The organism is Rhodococcus sp. IEGM 1341, from assembly GCF_030056895.1.
In the GTDB taxonomy this organism is placed as follows: Bacteria; Actinomycetota; Actinomycetes; order Mycobacteriales; family Mycobacteriaceae; genus Rhodococcoides.
In genome coordinates, this window is the sequence record NZ_JASHKV010000004.1 from 208,039 (window position 1) to 229,281 (window position 21,243).

At 64.8% G+C, this 21,243-nt stretch carries 20 protein-coding genes and 1 pseudogene; 11 read left to right on the plus strand and 10 right to left on the minus strand.

Features of this window, described 5'->3' with window-relative positions:
- Nucleotides 1–7: 7 nt before the first annotated feature.
- The 4 genes and pseudogenes from paaI to QM615_RS12340 all read right to left on the minus strand — a co-directional run bounded on the left by paaI (nucleotide 8) and on the right by QM615_RS12340 (nucleotide 3,429).
- On the minus strand, nucleotides 8–376 hold the full coding sequence (gene paaI / locus QM615_RS12325; protein ID WP_222095555.1) for a hydroxyphenylacetyl-CoA thioesterase PaaI: 369 nt from the start codon (nucleotides 374–376) through the stop codon (nucleotides 8–10).
- A gap of 23 nt (nucleotides 377–399) precedes the next feature.
- Nucleotides 400–717, minus strand: a pseudogene (locus QM615_RS12330) (EthD family reductase).
- Nucleotides 714–2,741 (minus strand): phenylacetic acid degradation bifunctional protein PaaZ, encoded by a 2,028-nt coding sequence (paaZ, locus tag QM615_RS12335; protein WP_269594692.1) that lies wholly within the window; start codon nucleotides 2,739–2,741, stop codon nucleotides 714–716. The pseudogene QM615_RS12330 and the gene paaZ overlap by 4 nt, the downstream one beginning before the upstream one ends.
- Nucleotides 2,742–2,817: 76 nt before the next feature.
- Nucleotides 2,818–3,429: a TetR/AcrR family transcriptional regulator gene (locus tag QM615_RS12340; RefSeq protein ID WP_032380646.1), complete on the minus strand. Its 612-nt coding sequence runs from the start codon at nucleotides 3,427–3,429 to the stop codon at nucleotides 2,818–2,820.
- 110 nt (nucleotides 3,430–3,539) lie between these two features.
- Here QM615_RS12340 and QM615_RS12345 point away from each other — a divergent pair, with 110 nt between their 5' ends.
- The 11 genes from QM615_RS12345 (at nucleotide 3,540) to QM615_RS12395 (ending at nucleotide 13,307) form a co-directional block, all read left to right on the plus strand.
- On the plus strand, nucleotides 3,540–4,739 hold the full coding sequence (locus QM615_RS12345) for a thiolase family protein (protein WP_283347367.1): 1,200 nt from the start codon (nucleotides 3,540–3,542) through the stop codon (nucleotides 4,737–4,739).
- A complete protein-coding gene (locus QM615_RS12350; protein WP_283347368.1) occupies nucleotides 4,736–5,458 on the plus strand; it encodes an enoyl-CoA hydratase/isomerase family protein in 723 nt (240 codons plus the stop codon). The genes QM615_RS12345 and QM615_RS12350 overlap by 4 nt, the downstream gene beginning before the upstream one ends.
- A complete protein-coding gene (locus QM615_RS12355; protein ID WP_283347369.1) occupies nucleotides 5,455–6,306 on the plus strand; it encodes a 3-hydroxyacyl-CoA dehydrogenase family protein in 852 nt (283 codons plus the stop codon). The genes QM615_RS12350 and QM615_RS12355 overlap by 4 nt, the downstream gene beginning before the upstream one ends.
- Nucleotides 6,303–7,073: an enoyl-CoA hydratase/isomerase family protein gene (locus QM615_RS12360; protein WP_269594694.1), complete on the plus strand. Its 771-nt coding sequence runs from the start codon at nucleotides 6,303–6,305 to the stop codon at nucleotides 7,071–7,073. The genes QM615_RS12355 and QM615_RS12360 overlap by 4 nt, the downstream gene beginning before the upstream one ends.
- 152 nt (nucleotides 7,074–7,225) lie before the next feature.
- The gene (gene paaA / locus QM615_RS12365; protein ID WP_037187547.1) at nucleotides 7,226–8,173 is read left to right on the plus strand and encodes a 1,2-phenylacetyl-CoA epoxidase subunit PaaA; all 948 of its coding nucleotides are present in this window, start codon (nucleotides 7,226–7,228) and stop codon (nucleotides 8,171–8,173) included.
- Nucleotides 8,174–8,226: 53 nt separating this feature from the next.
- Nucleotides 8,227–8,532 (plus strand): 1,2-phenylacetyl-CoA epoxidase subunit PaaB, encoded by a 306-nt coding sequence (paaB, locus tag QM615_RS12370; RefSeq protein ID WP_197077473.1) that lies wholly within the window; start codon nucleotides 8,227–8,229, stop codon nucleotides 8,530–8,532.
- A gap of 28 nt (nucleotides 8,533–8,560) precedes the next feature.
- Nucleotides 8,561–9,478 carry a 1,2-phenylacetyl-CoA epoxidase subunit PaaC gene (gene paaC, locus QM615_RS12375; protein WP_283347370.1) on the plus strand — a complete coding sequence of 306 codons (918 nt, stop codon included), beginning with the start codon at nucleotides 8,561–8,563 and terminating at the stop codon, nucleotides 9,476–9,478.
- 41 nt (nucleotides 9,479–9,519) lie between these two features.
- Nucleotides 9,520–9,981 carry a 1,2-phenylacetyl-CoA epoxidase subunit PaaD gene (paaD, locus tag QM615_RS12380; RefSeq protein WP_502941879.1) on the plus strand — a complete coding sequence of 154 codons (462 nt, stop codon included), beginning with the start codon at nucleotides 9,520–9,522 and terminating at the stop codon, nucleotides 9,979–9,981.
- Entirely contained in the window at nucleotides 9,981–11,075 is a 1,095-nt protein-coding gene (gene paaE / locus QM615_RS12385) for a 1,2-phenylacetyl-CoA epoxidase subunit PaaE (protein ID WP_283347371.1), read from the plus strand. Before paaD ends, paaE begins: the two co-directional genes overlap by 1 nt.
- 17 nt (nucleotides 11,076–11,092) lie before the next feature.
- The gene (paaK, locus tag QM615_RS12390; protein WP_283347372.1) at nucleotides 11,093–12,400 is read left to right on the plus strand and encodes a phenylacetate--CoA ligase PaaK; all 1,308 of its coding nucleotides are present in this window, start codon (nucleotides 11,093–11,095) and stop codon (nucleotides 12,398–12,400) included.
- Between the two features lies 1 nt (nucleotide 12,401).
- Entirely contained in the window at nucleotides 12,402–13,307 is a 906-nt protein-coding gene (locus QM615_RS12395; protein ID WP_283347373.1) for an AraC-like ligand-binding domain-containing protein, read from the plus strand.
- Between the two features lie 30 nt (nucleotides 13,308–13,337).
- Here QM615_RS12395 and QM615_RS12400 read toward each other — a convergent pair whose 3' ends face one another.
- The 6 genes from QM615_RS12400 to styD form a co-directional block, all read right to left on the minus strand.
- A complete protein-coding gene (locus tag QM615_RS12400) occupies nucleotides 13,338–14,858 on the minus strand; it encodes a GMC family oxidoreductase (protein ID WP_283347374.1) in 1,521 nt (506 codons plus the stop codon).
- 116 nt (nucleotides 14,859–14,974) lie between these two features.
- A complete protein-coding gene (locus tag QM615_RS12405) occupies nucleotides 14,975–15,457 on the minus strand; it encodes a DUF5134 domain-containing protein (RefSeq protein WP_283347375.1) in 483 nt (160 codons plus the stop codon).
- A 5-nt stretch (nucleotides 15,458–15,462) separates the two neighbouring features.
- Nucleotides 15,463–16,881 (minus strand): APC family permease, encoded by a 1,419-nt coding sequence (locus QM615_RS12410; protein ID WP_283347376.1) that lies wholly within the window; start codon nucleotides 16,879–16,881, stop codon nucleotides 15,463–15,465.
- On the minus strand, nucleotides 16,874–18,820 hold the full coding sequence (locus QM615_RS12415; protein ID WP_283347377.1) for a primary-amine oxidase: 1,947 nt from the start codon (nucleotides 18,818–18,820) through the stop codon (nucleotides 16,874–16,876). The genes QM615_RS12410 and QM615_RS12415 overlap by 8 nt, the downstream gene beginning before the upstream one ends.
- An 88-nt stretch (nucleotides 18,821–18,908) precedes the next feature.
- Nucleotides 18,909–19,478, minus strand: coding sequence for a TetR/AcrR family transcriptional regulator (locus QM615_RS12420; RefSeq protein WP_283347407.1), 570 nt, complete (start codon nucleotides 19,476–19,478; stop codon nucleotides 18,909–18,911).
- Nucleotides 19,479–19,718: 240 nt separating this feature from the next.
- Nucleotides 19,719–21,203 carry a phenylacetaldehyde dehydrogenase StyD gene (gene styD / locus QM615_RS12425; RefSeq protein ID WP_269594701.1) on the minus strand — a complete coding sequence of 495 codons (1,485 nt, stop codon included), beginning with the start codon at nucleotides 21,201–21,203 and terminating at the stop codon, nucleotides 19,719–19,721.
- Nucleotides 21,204–21,243 lie beyond the last annotated feature (40 nt).

Below are 21,243 nucleotides of genomic sequence, written 5' to 3' on the forward strand. Positions count from 1 at the left end.
GGTGCCGTTACCGGGCCACGGTGCGACTGTCACCTCGGAATTCGGCGATCAGCTCGTCTCGGCACGTGACCGACACGTCGTACAGACCGTTGCGGCCGAACCTCGCACGCTCGACGGCGTCGGCGACCAGGACGTCACCGGCCTTCGTCGGACGGAGATAGCGAATGTCGCATCGCGCCGCCACGGCCGAGTCCTCGTGTGAATTGCAGGCCATCGCGAACGTCGTGTCCGCCAACAGAAAGACATAGCCGCCGTGCGTGATGGCGTAGCCGTTGACCATGTCCTCGGTGACGACCATGGACATTCTCGCGTGCCCGGGTGAGAGCTCGATCAATTCGATTCCGAGCTTGCGGGACGCGGCGTCGACCTCGAACATCTCTCGCGCGATCATCGAATCATTCACGACTGCAACACCGATCGCTCATTCTGGGTGAACATGACGGCCCCACCGGTCGCGAAGTTGCGCAGATCTTTGCCTGCCGCCTTCATCTCGGGCGAGGACAGTCCTGCCTACAGCGACGCCTCGTCCGCGAAGTACAGGCTGGCGATCGCGTAGTACGGCGGTGGTGAGTCGTCGAGCGAGTCCAGGGTGCCCCAGGTGAAGTCGACCAGGCCGGGAACGGCACGAGCGAGGGGCCCGTGCACGTCGGCGTAGTGCCGATCGAATGCGGCAGGGTCCTCGGGCATTCCGTAACAGACGGCAACGCGAATACTCATGATGCGTCCTCGGGCTTCGCAACCAGGGTCAGCACGTCGTAGGTGGCGACCGATTCGTCGTTCTGGTTCACAACCACTGCGTCCCAACGCACCTCACCGTAGTCGGCGCTCTGACGCGGGGTGATCAGCTTGGCCGTGAGCGTCACCGTCAGCGAATCCTCGGCCTTGACGGGTGTGAGAAAACGAAGGTTGTCGACGCCGAAGTTCGCGAGCACGGGACCTGGTGCCGGGTCGACGAACAGTCCGGCTGCAAGCGAGACCACCAGGTAGCCGTGCGCGACGATACCGCCGAACAGCGGGTTGGCGGCTGCCGCTTCGGGATCGGTGTGTGCGTAGAACGTGTCGCCGGTGAACTCGGCAAAGTGATCGATGTCTGCTCGGGTGACCTGCCGGGGTCCACCGACGATGGTGTCGCCGAGCTTCAGCTCGCCCAGGTTCTTGCGGAACGGATGCACATCGCCGGTGATGCGCGCAGAACCGGCTACCCACTTGTTGCCCACCGCAGTCAGCACGTCCGGGGTTCCTTGAATTGCTGTGCGCTGCATGTGATGCAGTACGCCGCGGATACCGCCGAGTTCTTCACCGCCGCCGGCCCGTCCGGGACCGCCGTGCACCAGGACCGGCAGCGGAGATCCGTGGCCGGTCGATTCCTTCGCATCCTCGGAGTTCAACACCAGGATGCGCCCGTGGTACGGAGCGCACCCGAGTACGAGCTCGCGTGCGATGGCCGAATCTTTGGTCACGACAGAGGCGACCAGCGAGCCCCTGCCGCGGGCGACGAGATCGAGGAGGTCTGTGGTGCTGTCGTAACCGATGACGGTAGAGACGGGCCCGAAGGCCTCGATGTCATGCGGTTCGGTCGCGGTCTTGTCTCCGGCCTTCAGCAGCACCGGTGCCATGAACGCGCCGGCCCGCTGATCCACCGTCTCCGGATCGCCGAAGACCACCGAAGCGGACTTGGTCAGTCCACGAATGGATTTGAGTACCTCGTCGCGTTGTTCGATGCTCGCCAGCGCACCCATGGTGACGCCCTCCTCTGCCGGATCACCGACGACGACCTTCTCCAGCTTTGCCTTCAGCGCCTCGATGACGGGCTCGACCGAGTCCTGCGGGACCAACACGCGCCGGATGGCCGTGCACTTCTGTCCCGCCTTGGATGTCATCTCGGCGAAGACGCCCTTGACGAACAGATCGAACTCCGGATCGCCCTGCGCAACATCGGAAGCCAGAATCGACGCGTTCAGAGAGTCGGCCTCGGCCGTGAAGTGCAGTCCCTCGCCGACGACCTTGGGGTGCGAGCGCAGAGTCGCTGCAGTATCGGCACTTCCGGTGAACGCTACGGAGTCCTGACCGCCGAGGTGATCGAGGACGCCGCGGGCACTACCGCACAGCAGTTGTACCGATCCCTCGGGCAAGAGTCCCGATTCGATGATGCGGCGGAACACCAGCTCGGTGAGGTACGCAGTTTGGCTGGCGGGCTTGATGATCGACGGCACGCCGGCGATGAACGCGGGTGCCAGCTTCTCCAGGAATCCCCAGACGGGGAAGTTGAAGGCGTTGATCTGCACCGCGACACCGCGCCGCGAGGTGTAGATGTGCTGACCGAGGAAGGTGCCCTTCTTGCCGAGCTGTTCGATCGCACCGTCGAGATAGACAGTGTCGTTGGGCAGCTCGCGCCGAGCCTTGCTCGCGTAGCTCAACACGGTGCCGAAGCCGCCGTCGATGTCGACGCCGGAATCACGGACGGTGGCTCCGGTATGTCGGGAGAGTTGATAGAACTCCTCCTTGCCGGCCATCAGCGTCAGGCCCAACTGCTTCAGCAGCGCCGCGCGATCGTGGAACGTCGAGGCGGCGAGGGCCGGGCCGCCGACAGTTCTGGCGTAGTCGACCATGCCGGCAACGTCGAGACCGCTGGAGGACACCCGAGCGATCTCGCTGCCGTCGACGGCGCTCAGCAGCGGCGTTCCCTCGTCGGTCGCGGAATACCACGCTCCCTGGGCATAGCTTTCCAGAAGTCTGCTCACAACGCCTCCATCTCACCGTACGTTCGGTCGGTAATTACCATCGCCGTCGAACGCCGAGATGTCAAGACTTGTCCGGCTACGTTCGACGCAACCCGTCGAAGGTCAGCGCCACCACGGCGTCGGCCAATTCCTCGACCGATCCACCGGTGCGCGGGCGGTACCACTCGATGAGCGAGTTGACCGTGCCGAATACCAGCTTCGACGCCAGTGCCGGGTCGACACCGGGACGCAGGTCGCCTTCCTCGGCGGCGGCGACCACGAGCCCGGTGACGAAGGAATCGAATTCGCGGCGACGGGCGAGGGCCCGTCGCTCGACGTCGGTGTTGCCGCGGACTCGCAGCAGCAGCGTGACGTAGGGCAGTTCGGCACACAGGATGTCCACGCTGCGTCGCACCAGGTATTCGAGGCGGTCGATGTATCGCCCGGTTGTCGCCCGATCCTCGGTCGTGACGGCGAACAGTGCATTGAGGGCCCGCGACAGCGCGAGTTCGAGCAACTCGGACTTGCCGGACACGTGGTGATAGATCGAGGACTTGGTGATACCGAGCCGCTTCGCCAGAACTTCCATGCTGGTGCCGTCGTATCCGCGGTCGTTGAAGACCTTGACCGCCACTGCCAGGAGGGAATCGAGGTCGTATCCCGGCCGCCCTGGCTGTCCGGTCTTGCGCGGCGCGCGTGCGGTTGTCATTGCCACATCTTCTCAGCCGATGGCCGATTCCACAGCACCACGGGCAGCAGACCTTGCCAAACGACCGAATGTTCGGTTATCAATGACGCAACCGTACGAAGGAGTTCGAAGTGGGCGAAGTATTTCTGGTGGCCGGCGCACGCACCCCGCACGGACGCTACGGCGGTGCGCTGTCGACCGTGCGCCCCGACGACCTGGCCGCGATCGTCGTCGCCGAGGCGGTCCGGCGCGCGGGCGTTCCCGTCGACCGAATCGACGAGGTGATTCTCGGTGCGGCGAACCAGGCAGGCGAGGACAATCGCGATGTGGCCAGAATGGCAGTTCTGCTCGCAGGACTCCCCCACACCGTGCCGGGTTACACCGTCAACCGTCTGTGCGCGAGCGGACTGACCGCAGTCGCCAACGCCGCGAGCACCATTCGGAGCGGTGAGGCCGAGATCATCGTGGCCGGTGGCGTCGAGTCCATGACGCGCGCGCCCTGGGTCATGGCCAAGCCGGGAACCGCGTGGGCCAAGCCGGGCGAGATCTTCGATACCTCCCTCGGCTGGCGCTTCACCAATCCGACCTTCGCTTCCCACGACGCGGGGACCGATCCCAAGATCACCCTGTCGATGGGCGAAACCGCCGAGGAGGTCGCGCTCAGCGAGGGCATCACCCGCGAAGAGTCCGATGCCTTCGCATTCCGCAGTCAGCAGCGTGCCATCGCCGCCCAGGATGCCGGACGCTTCGCCGACGAGATCGTGCCCGTCACGACCAAGAACGGCGAGGTCACCGGCGACGAGACACCTCGACGCGGAACCACAGTGGACAAGCTCGGGACGTTGAAGGCCGTGTTCCGCAAGGACGGCATCGTCACCGCAGGAACGTCCTCTCCCTTCACCGACGGTGCGTCGGCGCTGGTGGTGGCCTCCGAGGAGGCCGTGAACAAGTACGGCCTCGACGTTCGCGGACGCATCGTCACCAGTGCGAGCGCAGGCATCGCGCCGCACATCATGGGGCTCGGGCCCGTGCCGTCCACACAGAAGGCGCTCGCTCGCGCCGGGTGGTCTGTCGAGGACCTCGGAGCCGTCGAGCTCAACGAGGCCTTTGCGGCACAGTCGCTCGGCGTCATCCGCCAGCTGAAGCTGAACGAGGACATCGTCAATGCCGACGGCGGGGCCATCGCCCTCGGCCACCCCCTGGGTTCCTCCGGTGCTCGAATCCTGTTGACGCTGTTGGGCCGGATGGAACGTGAGAAGGCGTCCCGCGGGCTCGCGACGCTGTGCGTCGGCGTCGGGCAAGGCGTGTCGATGTTGATCGAGGCACCGTGAACACGCTCGTCGTCGAGGAGCTGACCGACCGCGTTGTCGTCACCCTGAATCGCGAGAAACAGCGCAACGCAATCGATGCCGAGATGATCGGCGAGCTGCACGAGGTGTGCGCGCTCGTGGAGCAGGATCCCAAGATCGTCATCCTGACGGGGCAGGGCGAGCACTTCGCCGGCGGTGCCGACATCAACCAGCTGCGCGCCCGTACCCGCGACGACGCATTGCGCGGCATCAACCGAAACCTGTTCGACCGCATCGCCGCACTGCCCCTGCCGACGATCGCCGCAGTCCGGGGTTACGCACTCGGCGGTGGCGCAGAACTGTCCTACGCGTGCGACATCCGTATCGCGTCGCCGACGGCGGTGTTCGGCAATCCCGAACCGGGGCTGGGCATCATGGCGGCCGCCGGGGCCAGCTACCGGTTGCCGACTTTGGTGGGAGTGTCCGTCGCCAAGCAGGTACTCCTCGGTGGCCGGACGCTCGACGCAGAGGTGGCACTGCGCTCCGGCCTGGTGCTGGACGTCGTCGACGAGCCGTTGGCCGCAGCGCATTCCCTCGCGGATCGCATTGCCAAGCAAGCACCTCTGGCACTGAAGCTGACCAAGAAAATTCTCGATGCACCCGGTTCACATCCGTGGGCCGACGACATCGCGCAGGCTGTTCTGTTCGAGACCGAAGACAAACAACGCCGGATGACGGCATTTCTGGAGAAGAAGAAATGACAGCTCCATCAAAGGTGGCAGTGGTCGGTGGCGGCCGCATGGGTGCAGGTATCGCTCAGGTATTCGCCGCCCTCGGTTCCACCGTCGTCATCGCCGAAGCCGCCGACCAAGAAGCGGCCCTCGCTCGAGTCTCGACCGGGTTGGATCGGGCACACGACCGCGGCAAACTCAGTGAGGATCCCGCTGCGATTCTCGCGCGGGTCTCTACCGTCGCGGGGCCCGCGGACCTCCCGGACCACCTCGACCTGGTGGTCGAAGCCGTGCCCGAGATTCCGGCGCTCAAGGTCGAGGTGTTGGCGCTGATAGACAAAGTCGCATCCGAAAAGACGGTCATCGCGTCGAACACGAGCTCTATCTCCATCGCCGAACTCGGCGCAGCACTGAGTGATCCGAGCCGCTTCATCGGGATGCACTTCTTCAACCCGGTTCCGGCGTCGACTCTCGTCGAGATCGTCCGCGCTCCCGCCACCTCCGCAGACGTGGTGCAGCGAGTACAGCAGTGGGTGTCGCTCCTCGGCAAGACCGAGGTGCTCGTCAACGACTCTCCCGGCTTCGCGACCTCGCGGCTCGGAGTCTGCCTCGGGCTCGAAGCCATTCGGATGTTGGAGGAAGGCGTCGCCGACGCCGAATCCATCGATCGCGCGATGGAACTCGGCTACAAGCATCCGATGGGACCGTTGCGGTCGACCGACCTCGTCGGGTTGGACGTTCGGCTCGCCATCGCAGAACACCTGGCGTCGACCCTCGGCGACAGGTTCACTCCCCCGCAGTTGTTGCGAGACATGGTTGCTCGCGGCGACATCGGACGCAAGTCCGGTCGCGGCTTTCACGATTGGACGAACACATGACGGTACGGTTCGACATCACCGACGGCTTGGCGACCATCACCCTCGCGCGCTCCGAGGCACACAACGCCCTCGACGTCGCGACGAAGGTCGCGTTGGCGGAAGCCGTCCAGAAGGCCGTTGCACCCGAGGTGCGCGCCGTGCTCATCACCGCGGAGGGCAAGAATTTCTGCGTCGGCCAGGATCTCGGCGAGCATGTCACCGCACTCGAGGCCGATCCGGCCACGGCGATGGATACCGTCGGCGAGCACTACAACCCGGTGATCCGCGGACTGGCTGCGCTCGAAGTGCCGATCGTCGTGGCCATCCCCGGCGCATGCGTCGGCGCAGGTCTCGGCATTGCACTCGCCGGAGACATTCGAGTGGCCGGCACGAAGTCCTCCTTCGCGACGGCGTTCACCGGCATCGCCCTGGCCAGCGACTCGGGGTTGAGCTACACGTTGGTCGAGGCGCTGGGATCGAGCCGGGCCGCGGGTCTGATGCTGCTCGGTGACAGGGTCACTGCCGCGCAGGCCCTCGACTGGGGTCTGGTGCATCGCGTCGTCGAGGACGGGGACGTACTCGAGACCGCGCGCACGCTCGCCACCTCCCTCGCTGCCGGCCCCACCCAGGCCTACGAGCAGGTCAAGACGCTGATCGCTCGATCCGGACTGTCCGACGCCTTGGACCGCGAGGCTCAGGCACAGACCGCTCTGGGACAGACGCAGGACCACAAGGCCGCCGTCGACGCGTTCCTGAACAAGACGAGAGCCTCCTTCGTCGGCATGTGAACAGAAACTCGACCCCTGCTACGAGGTGTCTTCGGTCGTTCCGCAGGCTCCACTCCTACCTCGCGCACGTGCGGCGCAGCCGCTCTTGTGCCCGGGGTCACTTCGAGGCATACTGGTTACCAACCGATCATTCGGTAATGAAAGTAGGACTTATGACCACGTCAAACACCCTGTCCGCCGAGACGCTGCAGGACGGGTTCGACGAGACCATCGCCCACGAGCAGCGCGTCGAGCCTCGTGACTGGATGCCCGACGGCTACCGCAAGTCGCTCATTCGCCAGATCGCTCAGCACGCGCACTCCGAGATCATCGGAATGCAGCCGGAGGGCAACTGGCTCACCCGCGCGCCGTCGCTACGCCGCAAGGCAATCCTGATGGCCAAGGTGCAGGACGAGGCCGGCCACGGCCTCTACCTCTACTCCGCCGCGGAGACGCTCGGAGCGGACCGCGCCGACCTGACGGTCAAGCTCATCGAGGGCAAGCAGAAGTACTCCTCGATCTTCAACTACCCCACCCTGACGTACGCCGACGTGGGCACCATCGGCTGGCTCGTCGACGGTGCGGCGATCTGTAACCAGGTTCCCCTGTGCCGCAGCAGCTTCGGGCCCTACGCGCGCGCGATGATCCGCGTCTGCAAGGAAGAATCCTTCCACCAGCGCCAAGGTTACGAATTGCTCGCGACGATGATGCGCGGCACCGACGAGCAGCGGGCCATGGTTCAGGAGTCGGTGAATCGCTGGTGGTGGCCTGCACTGATGATGTTCGGTCCGCCGGACGACGAGTCCCCCAACACCGAGCAGTCCATGAAGTGGGGCATCAAGCGTCACACCAACGACGAACTGCGCCAACGCTTCGTCGACATGTCGATCCCGCAGGCGAAGGCGCTGGGCGTCACGTTCCCGGACCCGGATCTGAAGTGGAACGAGGAGCGCAAGTCGCACGATTTCGGCGAGCCCGACTGGTCCGAGTTCATGCAGGTGATCAAGGGCAACGGAGCCTCCAACGTCGAGCGCATCGCGAACCGTCGCGCAGCGCACGACGGCGGTGCCTGGGTCCGCGAGGCCGCAACCGCATTTGCCGAAAGGAACGCAGCATCGTGAGCGAGTTCACGGCCGAGGGCGGCCACGGAGCAGTTCCCACCGACAATGTGCCGGTGGAGCCCAAAAGAGAAGCTGTCAAGGCCGATTGGCCGTTGTACGAGGTGTTCCTGCGCGGCAAGCGCGGCCTGAACCACGTGCATGTCGGATCGCTGCACGCTGCCGACGACCACATGGCACTGCGGCATGCACGCGACGTCTACACCCGTCGCAACGAAGGCGTCAGCATCTGGGTGGTTCCGTCCAACTCGATCGTCGCGTCGTCGCCGTCGGAGAAGGATCCCTTCTTCGCACCGAGCGGCGACAAGGTGTATCGCCACCCGACGTTCTACGAGATCCCCGACAACGTCCCCCACATGTGAGACCCATTCTTCAAGAGGACAAGCACTCATGACTGATCACGACAGCGCCTACGAGGGCCTCGTCGACGAGGATTCGCACGGGCAGTGGGCATTCGGAACGAGTTTCGACGACCCGCTCGCCGGAGTCGACACCACCGTCCCCGACGACGTCGACCTGAAAGCCCTTGCGGCATACTGCCTCATGCTCGGCGACGACGCGCTGATCAGCTCGCAGCGACTGGCGCAGTGGAGCACCCGCGCACCGGAGCTCGAAGAGGAAGTGGCCCTGGCCAACGTCGGCCTCGATCTCCTCGGCCAGGCTCGGCTGCTGATGGCCCGCGCCGCCAAAGCAGACCCGACGGTGGTGCCGTTCATTTCGGACACCTCTCCCGCACCGGCCGAGGATGCACTGTCGTTCTTCCGCGACGAGGCAGATTTCCGGTGCGTGCGACTCACCGAACTCGACAACGGTGACTTCGCGAAATCCCAGGTCCGCCTGCTGGTGTTCGCGACATGGCGGCTCGCCGTGTTCGCTCGGCTGACCGAATCCCGCGATCCCGTTCTCGGCGCTGTTGCGAACAAGGGCGTGAAAGAGCTGACCTACCATCGTGATTACGCCGCGCGCTGGGTCGTCACCCTGGGTTGCGGAACCGACGAATCGAAGCGACGCGTCCGCGAGGCCGTGACGCGCATCTGGCCGTATGTCTCCGAACTGTTCGTCCCGACGGACGAGGAGATCGCACTCGCGAGGGTCGGCGTCGCCGTAGATCCGCGCGACGTCCGCGAAGAATTCGATTCCGTTCTGGCACAGGTGCTGCATGCAGCAGAGTTGGATGCGCCCGAGGGCAAGTCCGTCGGCACCATCGGCGGACGCGGTGGCCGGCGCGGCATCCACACCGAAGCGTTCGGGCCCCTGATCGCCGAGATGCAGGTCGTGGCCAGGGCACATCCGGAGGGAGTCTGGTGACCACACTTCAACGAACGGCGCGCGAGATCGCCGCCACCGTCATGGATCCCGAGATGCCTCTGCTCACTCTCGACGACCTCGGCGTCCTGCGCGACGTCGAAGTCCGTGAGGACGGCAGCGTGCTGGTCACCATCACCCCGACGTACTCGGGTTGCCCCGCGATGGCGACGATGCGCGACGACATCGCCCACAAGCTCCAGGATCACGGTTACGCGGATGTCGAGATCGTCACCAGCCTCTCCCCCGCATGGAGCACCGACTGGATCTCCGAGGAGGGCCTGCGCAAGCTTCGCGAATCCGGCTACTCCACACCCGGTCCTGCTCCGACGCGCGCGAACGGTCCGGTTCCGCTGACCCTCACGGTCAAGCCCCGGCAGCTCACCTGCCCCCAGTGCCGTTCCACCAATACTCGCCTCACGTCCGAGTTCGGTGCCACCCTCTGCAAAGCCCAGTACCGGTGCGGCGACTGCCTCGAACCCTTCGACCACGTGAAGGAAATCTGATGACCGTCACCGCCGAGCCCGTACAGAAGAACCTGCGAAACAGGCCTTTTCACACGTTGACCGTCGCCGACGTGGAATCACTGTGCGACGACGCAGTGGCCGTCACCTTCGACGTGCCCGAGGATCTGCGCGCGGAGTTCGATTTCAAGCCGGGCCAGTCGCTGATGCTCAGCCGCACGGTCGACGGTGTGGAGCATCGTCGCTCGTACTCGATCTGTGCACCCGCGGGTGCGCGTCCCCGTGTCGGCGTCCGCGAGGTGAGCGACGGTTTGTTCTCCTCGTGGCTCGTCCGCGACGTCAAGGCCGGTGACCGCATCGACGTTCAGGGTCCGACCGGCAACTTTCACGCCGATCCCGCTGTGGCCGGCAGGCACGTTCTCATCGCGGCCGGATCCGGCATCACCCCGATGCTGTCGATCGCGGCCTCCGTGCTCGCCAACCCCGATGCCGAAGTGGTTCTGCTGTACGGTAATCGGCGCACACGCACGGTGATGTTCGCCGAGGAGATAGCCGACCTCAAAGACCAGTACGGCAGTCGATTCGACATCATTCATGTCCTGTCCCGCGAGCCGCGTGAGGTCGAGTTGTTCAGCGGCAGGCTCGATGCCGAGCGCTTGCGCGAGATACTCGACACTGTCGTCGCGACACCGGACATCGATCACTTCTGGCTCTGCGGTCCGTTCGGGATGGTCAACGACGCACAGGACGTGCTGAAGGAACTCGGCGTCGCCAAGAGCAGCATTCACCACGAACTGTTCTACGTCGACGACATTCCGCCGCCGCAGGAGAAGCACCGCGAGCCCGGCGTCACCGGGCCCAGCAGCGAGGTCACCATCATCCTCGACGGCCGTGAGGTGAAAGGCGCACTGCCTCAGGACGAGTCGATTCTCGATGCGGGCGAGCAGCTGCGGTCCGATCTTCCGTTCGCCTGCAAGGGCGGAGTGTGCGGCACGTGTCGCGCGAAGGTGACCTTCGGCGATGTCGACATGCGTCGCAACTATGCGCTCGAGGACAACGAGGTCGACGCCGGCTTCGTACTCACCTGCCAGACCTTCCCTGTCAGCGACACCGTCACCGTCGACTTCGACGCCTGATCCCCCCGGAGACTGCCATGACCAGCGTCTTGTCCACCCCCACCGACACCCCCGACATCGAGTTCGCTTCTCGCGACCGGATAACCGCTCTCCAGTTGGAGCGTCTGCGGTGGTCACTGCAGCATGCCTACGACAACGTGGCGCACTACAAGAAGGCCTTCGACGATGCCGGAGTGCATCCCAGCGACCTGAAGGACCTGAGCGATCTGGCGAAGTTCCCCTTCACGTCCAAGCAGGACCTGCGGGCCAACTACCCGTTCGGCATGTTCGCCGTGCCGCAGAACCAGGTCTCGCGCATTCATGCATCCTCGGGTACCACCGGTCGTCCGACCGTCGTCGGCTACACCGCCAAGGACATCGACAACTGGGCCGATCTCATCGCCCGTAGTCTCCGCGCGGGTGGCGTCAAGCCGTCGGACAAGGTGCACGTGGCCTACGGATACGGACTGTTCACCGGCGGGCTCGGCGCGCACTACGGCGCAGAACGACTCGGCTGCACGGTCATTCCGATGTCCGGTGGCATGACCGATCGTCAGATCCAACTGATCCAGGACTTCGAGCCCGACGCCATCCTGGTCACCCCGTCCTACATGCTGACGATCGTCGACGCCATGGTGAAGAAGGGGATCGATCCCGCGAAGACGTCGCTGAAGACCGGTGTGTTCGGTGCCGAGCCGTGGACCGAGGAGATGCGCACCGAAATCGAGAACACTCTGGCGATGGATGCCGTCGACATCTACGGCCTGTCCGAGGTGATGGGACCGGGTGTGGCGATGGAATGCGTCGAAACCAAGGACGGACTGCACATCTGGGAGGATCATTTCTACCCGGAGATCATCGATCCGGTGACCGGCGAAGTTCTGCCCGACGGCGAGGAGGGTGAATTGGTGTTCACTTCCCTGACCAAGGAAGCGATGCCGATCGTGCGGTATCGCACCCGGGATCTGACGCGTCTGCTGCCGGGCACGGCCCGCACGATGCGTCGGATGCAGAAGGTCACCGGCCGGACCGACGACATGATCATCCTGCGCGGCGTCAATCTCTTCCCGACGCAGATCGAGGAGCTCATCCTGGGTGTCCCCGCGCTCGCACCTCAGTTCCAGTGCGTACTCGATCGCGCAGGCCGAATGGATTCTCTGACGGTGCGGGTCGAGGCCAGACCCGATGTGCCGTCCGATCATTACGCCGGCCTTGGCGTGACGCTGCAGAAGCTGGTCAAGAATCGGATCGGTGTGACGGTGAACGTCGACGTACTGCCGCAGGCCGCATTGGAGCGTTCGATCGGTAAGGCCCGCAGACTGATCGACAACCGCCCGGCCGTATGACATGAGCCCGGTCGCACAGGATTTCGAGCAATGGCGCGAGAACGTCTCGACGGCGTTCGTGCCGCTCGACGCTGTGTCCACCGGGCAGTCTCCGTTCCAGGGCACCCTCGTGTCGTCGACGTTGGGATCGCTGCAACTGAGCGAGGTCGCCGGGCGCGAGGTGGACGTGCGGCGCACCCGCGCCACCCTCAAGCGTGCCGATCCCGGCCTGATCAAGGTCGGACTGCAATTGACCGGCCGCGGCACGCTGGTTCAGAACGACCGCGAGGCCGTGCTGGAGCCGGGCGACTTCGCGGTGTACGACACCAGTGCCCCGTACGATCTGCATTTCGTCGGAGACTTCGAGATGTTCGTGGTGATGTTCCCCCGCGACGCGCTCCGCATCGATTCCCGTGAGTTGACGACTGTTGCCGCGCGTCGCATCGAGGGCGATCACGGCGTCGGCGCGTTGGTTTCGCCGTTTCTGTTCAATTTGCGTCGCAACGCCGCAGACGGAACACTGCCGGCGACGCCGATGCTCGAGAACGCGGTGCTCGACCTTCTCTGTGCCGCGCTCGACGATGCGGCTCCCCATGATGCGCCGGGTTCCACGCTACTGATCGAGGCCAAGAGCCTCGTCGAGTCGCATCTGTCCGATCCCACACTGTCCACGGCGTCGATCGCTGCGCGACTGCATATTTCGACGCGCTACTTGCAGAAGTTGTTCGAGTCCGACGGCCGTACCGTGGCCGGCTGGATCAGATCCAGGCGACTCGACCGATGCCACCGCGAACTACGCGACCCCCGCTTCGCGGCAGACAGCATCGGAACCATCTGCGCGCGAAACGGTTTGATCGATTCCTCGAACTTCTCGAAACTGTTCAAGGAGACGTACGGCATGTCGCCGCGCGAGTATCGCGCCGGGTGAGGGCGTACGCCGCCCTCAACCGACCACGAATCACGTTCCGAGAATCAGATCCGAGGCTCGCTCACCGACCATGATGGACGGCGCGTTGGTGTTGCCCGACGGCACCGTCGGCATGATCGACGCGTCCGCGACCCGTAGGCCGTCGACTCCTCGCACTCGAAGATCAGCTCCGACAACGGCATTGACGTCCGATTCCGCCCCCATCTTGCAGGTGCCGACCTGGTGGTGGTACGTGCCGGCGGTCTGGCGAACGTAGGCTCGCAGGTCGTCGCGGGTACGCGCACTCGGTCCCGGAACCACCTCGGCCTTGCGCCACGGCGCGAACGCGTCGGAGGCACCGATCTCGCGGCAGATCTCCACCGCGTCGACCATCGCTTCGAGGTCGTACGGTTCGGCCAGGATGTTCGGATCCGCCAGTGGCAGTTCGCTGGGGTCCGAGGACGCCAGCCGCAGGGTCCCCCGCGAGCGGGGAGCGACGATGCCGGGTGCGATGGTGTAGCCGTTCTCGGGCACCGGGTATCCGTCTGCGGGATAGGGAATGTGCATGAACAACGGCTGCAGATCCGGTGCAGCGCCTTCCCATCCGGCGCTGCGGGCGTACAGCTGGGCCTCGAGCAGGTTGTTGGTGCCGGCCACGAGCGGCTCGAGTGACTCGTAGATGTTGCTCAGCAGCAGATGGTCGTGCAGGTTCTCGCCGACGCCGGGCAGGTCCATGACTGTGTCGACCCCGATAGCAGACAAGTGATCCGATGGCCCGATTCCGCTGAGCATCAACGTCTTCGGTGAGCCGAGGGCTCCACCGCACAGGATCACCTCGTGGTCGGCGAACGCACGCTGTACTTCGGAGCCGCCGCGACTGAACTCGATTCCCACCGCTCGACCGTTCTCGAGCACCACCTTGTGGACGAGCGCGCCGGTGGTGACGGTCAGATCGGGATTGTTCAACACCGGCCCGACGAAGCTCTTCCACGCGCTCATCCGCTCACCGTCGCGGGTGGTGGTGTGGTTGTAGCCCGCGCCGACCATCTCGTCGGCGTTGAAGTCGTCGATCAGCTTGTGGCCGTGCTCGACGGCCGCATCCACGAAGGCAGCCGCCAGTGGATGCGGGGTTCCCATGATCGACACCGGCAGCGGGCCGTCGCCGCCGTGGAACTCGTTGGCTCCGAGCTCGTGTGACTCCGAGCGCTTGAACAGCGGCAGTACGTTCTCCCACGACCACCCGGCATCGCCGGTGGCGGACGCCCACCCGTCGTAGTCGCTGGAATGTCCTCGGACGTAGATCATTCCATTGAGGGACGAGCTGCCGCCGAGTACGCGTCCACGCGGCCAGAAGATCCGCCGATCGTTCGCGTGCTTCTGCGGGGTGGTGAACAGTCCCCAGTCCTGTGATCCGCCGAGCAGCGTCGGCCAGCCCTGGGGTGAGTGGATCGCCGGGTCGGTATCCACCGGTCCGGCTTCGATCACGTGCACGGTATGCCCGGCATCGAGCAAGCGCCGCGCGATGACGCTTCCTGCTGATCCTGCTCCCACTACGATGTAATCCGTCGACATGCGCTGCCTCTTTCTGTTGTGACCGTCGACACAACAGTGGCCGAATCCGCGAACACAAACATGTCGCTGAGCGCACACATTCTGGGGCAGATGCGCACCACCATGAGCGAGCTCGGTCAGAAGGCCATCGGCGCCATTCCCAGGATCATCAATGCGGAACCTGCCGTCACTCGTCGTCCGGGCGGGTTGGTGCGCAACAGGTGGATCGTTACGGCCATCCACCCCACCAGGAGTAGCGCGGCGATGATCCTCGGATCGGCCTCGACTCCGTGCCGGTGCCGCGTCGTCGCCTGCGATTCCGCGTGGGAGTGCATGGGCGGCAGCATCATCAGTAGTACGGCCATGCAGGTCAGGTCCACCGCGCATGGAATCGATCGGGTTCTGTTCGGCACGTCTGCGGTGACGTGTACGGCAACCGCGACGAGAGCGAGTATCGATATCAGCGCCATGGATGGGTCGGTACCGAAGGCCACCATGGAGGCCATGACGATGCCCATGCAGAGGTGAGCCCACCGCACCCGCCCCGTGTGCTTGCCACGTCCGAGCAGCGGGAGAACAGCACCCACTGCACCGAGCGCCATCAGCACCGTCATGACCATCGGTGTCAGACCTCCGTCGTCTCGAGAGTTCGGCTCCGAGTCGCTCGTGCCGTCATTGTTCCTCCCACGAAGAATGCCACGACGACGATCAACAGAAGGGCGGCGAGCACTCCCGAACCGCCGATCAGCAGTGTGAAGTTGTCCAGCACGAGGCCCAGAATCGCCACCAGGCCAAGAGTTCCCAGCGCAGGCGCGACGACGGTGTGCCAAGTCCGTGTGTCCACGCTCGATCGACGGAAGAACGCGATGATGGCGCCGCCGGTGAGGATCATCAGAACCAGGATGCTGACGGTAGCCAGTCCTGACATCCAGGTGAACAGTTGCAGCACCGGGTCTGCGCCCGCCACCGCGAAGACCGCGAGAACCACCGCGGCCGAGGCGGTCTGGAACAGTGACCCCATGTGCGGGGAGCCGTGCCGGGAGTGGGTGCGCGCCAACAACGAGGGGGCGACGCCCTTCCGGGCCAGTGCGAAGACGTACCGACCGATTGCGTTGTGGAACGCCAACAGAGCGGCGAAGAGACTGGTGACCAACATGATTTCCATGATGTCCGCCGACATCGGGCCCAGGTACTGGGCGGCAGCGGCGAAGGTCAATCCCGCCGTGTCGTCGGCAGCGGCCTGCGCGACGGACGCGCTGCCGAAGGCGAGCACGACGGCCCAACTCGACACCGCGTACACCAGTCCGATGGTGACGACAGCGGCGTAGGTCGCAATCGGAACGGTGCGCGTTGGGTTACGCGCCTCCTCGCCGTAGATCGCGGTGGCCTCGAAACCGATGAACGAGGCGATTGCGAACATCAGGGCGATTCCCGGTGATCCGCTGAAGAAGGCCGAGGGAGTGAACGATTCGACGTCGATGCCCGCGGCACCGCCCTTGGCGAACACCGCGGCCGACAGGATCACGATGATGCCGATCTCGAGCACCAGCAGCACCCCGAGCACCTTGGCACCGAGATCGATGCTGCGGTAGCCGAGCAGCGCCACGATCGCGACGAGACCGAGCGCCCACAACCACCACGGCAGGTCGGGTCCGCCGTACTTCACGACCAGGCTGTCGACGGTCGATGCGGCGAGGCCGTAGATGCCCGCCTGAACGGCGGTGTACGTCAGCAGCGCCAGACCCGCGGCACCGAGGCCCATGGTTCTCCCGAGCCCCTTCTCCACGTAGGCGTAGAACGCACCGGTGTCCACCATGTGTCGGCTCATGGCCGCGTACCCGACGCTGAAGATCAGCAGGACGACCGCCGCGACGATGTAGGCGAGCGGGGCGCCCGCTCCGTTACCTGTGGCTATCATGACCGGCAGGGCCCCACCGATGGCCGTCAGCGGCGCTGCAGCGGCGATGACCAGGAACACGATTCCGACGACGCCGATGGATCCGCGGAGCGCACCTGCCGTCGAATTCGATTGCGTTTCAGACATTCTGCTCACCGCTCGCGCAGCTCGAGGCGGCGCAGGGCGCAGAACTCGAGCGCGGCACGTCGAGGGTGGGGTTGCGATCGAAGAATCCCGCGGGCTTCAGTTTGAAGCCGGTGTAGTCCACCGGCATGATCGGCCAGTCCTCGGGTCTCGGGAAGTGGGTGAGCCCGAAGGTGTGCCACAGCACGATGTCCTCGTCGACGAGGCTACGGTTCGACGCCACGAATGCCGGCAGACCCGCTCCCCCATGATGCTGATTGACGAAATCGCCTGCGGCATATCGTTCGCTTCGGTCGAACTGCGTCACCCAGAGATGCTTGGTGGCGAACGTGGCACGTCGCGCGATCGACGAGTTGTCGTCGGCCAGCAGCAATGGCTGGCCTTCGGGGTGCAGCGTGTATCCGACGGGCTTTCCGAGCCGGCTCAGCGAGGTCGGATTGGTGACGTGCCAGACGCGGCCGACCGTGCCGTCGGCGATGCGTTGTGCCTCGGCTTCGGTGGCGAGCGGCGTGTGTTGCAGAGCAAAGGCGTTGCCGTGCAGGTTGTCCGGTCCCATCGGTACCCGGCGGGTCTCGATCTCCTCGACGGAGTTACCGATACCGTCGACCATCATGTCGAGTCGCGCACTGAACAGATGCTGGTGGCACGGCGCTCCGAGTCCCGGGGCGATCTCTGTTGCGTAAGGGTAGTCACCACCGGGATGCCCGGACGTGAACACGATTCCGGTTGCTTTGACCTCGAATTCGATGGTGCCGTCGAGGTAGAGGTACCAGAAGAATCCGTAGTCGTAGTTGCCGATGGTGGTGAAGAAGGAGATCACGAGTCGGCGCTGGCGGCGGGTCTCCTGCGAGCCCGACCACAGATCGGTGTGCTTCCAGAGCACTCCGAAGTCCTCCTCGTGCATGCACACGGCGTTGGTCAGCGTTTTCGGGTTGCCGAATTCGTCGGCGATCACGGCATCGAAGTACGTGATATCGCCGACGCAGTCGCACCCGAGTTCGAGTGAGTTCGCGTACCGTCCCACCAGATACTCACCGGTGTCGAAGTAGTTCTGCCACGACCGAACCGGGGACGGATCACCATAGGGAACAACCATTTCGGCGATCGAAGCGCGGTGAACGATCGGGCGCACGGTACCCCGGTCCTCGAACCCGATCTGGTGCAGCACCAGGCCCTCACGCACATCGAAGCCGACCCTGAAGGACCACTTCTCCCAGTCGACGCGATTGCCCCGAACCGTGAAGCTCGGGCCGTCGGGTTGAGTGATCTCGATCGGCTTCTGCGTGGTGCGCAGCGGGCCGGTAACGGACAGATCGTCGAAGTTTCCCGACTCCTCCGGAATGGGAACCGCACCCAGGTCGACGACCTTGTCCACCGTCCGATTCATCACGTCCACGAAGGCGACCAGACCGTCGATGGGATGCGCCCACGCATGATCGGCCGGGTAGTCCTGACGAAAGGCTAGGCCGCGCAGGATGCGTCGACCATGCTCGCCCGGGTAGTCGAACACCCCTGCTGACAGGGGTGCCACTCGTACGTGTGCTACGTCCAGTCCGCGCGCGGCCAGCGCGGCAAGCCAGTCCGGATCGGTGGAGAGCACGCTCTCGACGAGCTCGAATTCCTCGTCGAGCACCGGCATCTGGCCGTCACGGATCGCGTCGAGCCGCGTGGAGCCGATCACCTGACGCTCGTCGAGAGAGACGAGAAGATCGACGGCATCGGGTGTCGAGATGTCGTGCAACAGCACCCGGAAGGTACGTCGGGTGGTCGGTTCGGCGGCGTACAGCTCGGCCTTGTCCGGTTCGTCCAGTCCGACGTAGACGAACCGGGTTGCAGCAGTGACGAATCCGGCGGCGTCGACGACATTCCGAACCTGTGCGATCTCGTCTTCGGTGGGCAACGACAAGGCGTGGTCGATTGCGTGGGGCGTGAGGGTTGGCATGGATGTTCCTCGAGGTCGTGTGTTGGTTCTACAGACGTTGAATAACGAAGACATGCGGGCAGAGCCGAATCGCCCGCCCGCAGTGTGGCTACAGCTGAGCTATGAACCGGTCGAGCATCTCGAACTGCCGGTCGGCAGTGGTGTCATCGGGAGTGAGCACGCCGAGAATCTGCATGCCCATCATCATGTTGAGCAACGTTTCGACGGCGAGATCGACGTCGAAGTCGCCGGCGTCGCCTTCTGCGCGAGCCTGCTCGAGAAACTCCGCCATCCGCGCCCGCCACGACACCAAGGATCGACGGTTGGTGTCGTCCATGTGCTCGTCGTACATCGCGCGTTGCCACAGCGAGACTGCAATTCTCGCCTCGAGCAAAGTCTCTTCGGTCGTCGGCATCACTTCTCGGCAAAAGATGCGGAGGGCATCGAATCCCGTTGCATCGCCGAGAGCTTCGTCGATACGGCGGTTCGTTGCCTCGAAGACGTGCTCGAATGCGGTGCGGAGAATCTCGTCCTTGCCCGCGAAGTAGTGGCTCAGTGCACCGTTCGTGTATCCCGCCTCGGTCGCGATGTCTCGCATGTTCGCGGAATCGATCCCCTTGGCAGCGATCAGACGCCAGGTTGCCGCGGTGATCGCGCGGCGGCGTTCGTCGTGATCCACGAGCTTCGGCACAGCCCTACGGTAGCGGCTCCCTGCTCGGACCTAGGGTTCGGGCATCGTCATCATCGCCTTCCGATCCGTTCGAACGTTGTTCTACGTCCGTTGAACTAAATCTTGCGACCTGCTCGTTACGAATCGCGCTTCCTTCGGTAAACACCGCGTTACCCCACGTGAGCGGAACTTCGACCCCTGCTACGAAGTTCCGCTCACCTGCGTCAGCTCTCCTCACCTGCGTCAGCTCTACAGAACGATCGTGACGACTTTTTCCTCGGTGTTGGCCTCGATACCGGCCCATCCGAGTTCACGGCCCGTACCACTGGATTTCATGCCACCCCAGGGGAGGGCGGGATCGATTGCGGCCCAACCGTTCACCCACACAGCGCCGGACCGAACCTGCGCAGCCAGGGTGTGCGCCCTCGACACGTCGCGGGTCCAGATGCTCGCGGCCAGTCCGTACACCGTGCCGTTGGCGACGGCGATGGCCTCGTCGGCGGTATCGAACGGAATCACCGTGCCGACGGGGCCGAAAATTTCCTCCTGCGCGATCTTCATGTCGTTGTCCGCGTCGGTGAAGATCGTCGGCTCGACGAAATACCCTGCGCCGTCGGGCCGTCCGCCACCCGCCGCCACTCGCGCTCCGCCGTCGCGTCCGGCCTGGATGTACCCCAGCACGCTGTCGCGTTGCTTCGCGTTGACCAGCGCGCCCATCGTCGTCGACGGATCGAACGGATCACCCAGGACCTGAGCCGACGCCGCAGCGGCCAGACCGTCGACCACCTGCGAGTACAGCGAGCGATGCACCAGAACCCGCGTCCCGGCCGCACACACCTGGCCCTGGTTGAAGAACAATCCCATCGCGGTTCCGTTGATCGCCGCCTCGAGATCCGCGTCCTCGAGAATGATCTGCGGGGACTTGCCGCCGAGTTCGAGCGTGGTTCGCTTGAACGTATCGGCAGCTTTCTTGGCGATGAGCTTGCCGACCCGAGGGCTGCCGGTGAAGCTGATCTTGTCTACGTCCGGATGCCCGACCAACGCGTCGCCGGTCACTTCTCCAAGCCCTGGAACAACATTGACCACTCCGGCAGGTACTCCCGCCTCGTCGATCAGACGAGCCAGATGCAGGATGGACAACGGCGCGTCCTCCGGCGGCTTGACGACCACGGTGTTTCCGGCGGCCAACGCGGGCGCGAGCTTCCACGCGGCGATCATCAGCGGGGTGTTCCAGGGAACGATCATGCCGATGACGCCCACCGGCTCACGGACGGTGTACGAGTGCGTCGGCTGGCCGAAGTAGCCCGCAGTGGGGATGGAGCTGCCGGTGATCTTGTCGGCCCAGCCGGCGAAGTGCCGGAACGTGGCTGCGGCATTGGGGATGTCGAGCATCGCCGGTTGACCCACGGGCTTGCCCACGTCGAGAGCCTCGAGCCGTGCCAGCAGGTCCCCGTCACGTTCGATGAGATCGGCAATCCGGTTGAGCAGCTTCCCGCGCACTGCTCCGGGCGTCGCGCCCCATTCACCACCGAGCTGGGCACGGGCGGCACGCACCGCTGCATCGACGTCCGACGCGGTGGCTGCAGCAACTTCGGCGAGCGGCTGTTCCGTCGTGGGGTTGATGTCGGTGAACGTGCCTCCGTCGGAAGCGCCGTGCCACTGCCCCGCGATGTAGAGCTCGGTGGCGGTGTCGGTCGGCAACGACGGTGCGGCCGATTCCTGGACTGCAGTCATGTGTGTTGGCTCCTTCTCGGGTGCCGATCGCGGCACCTGT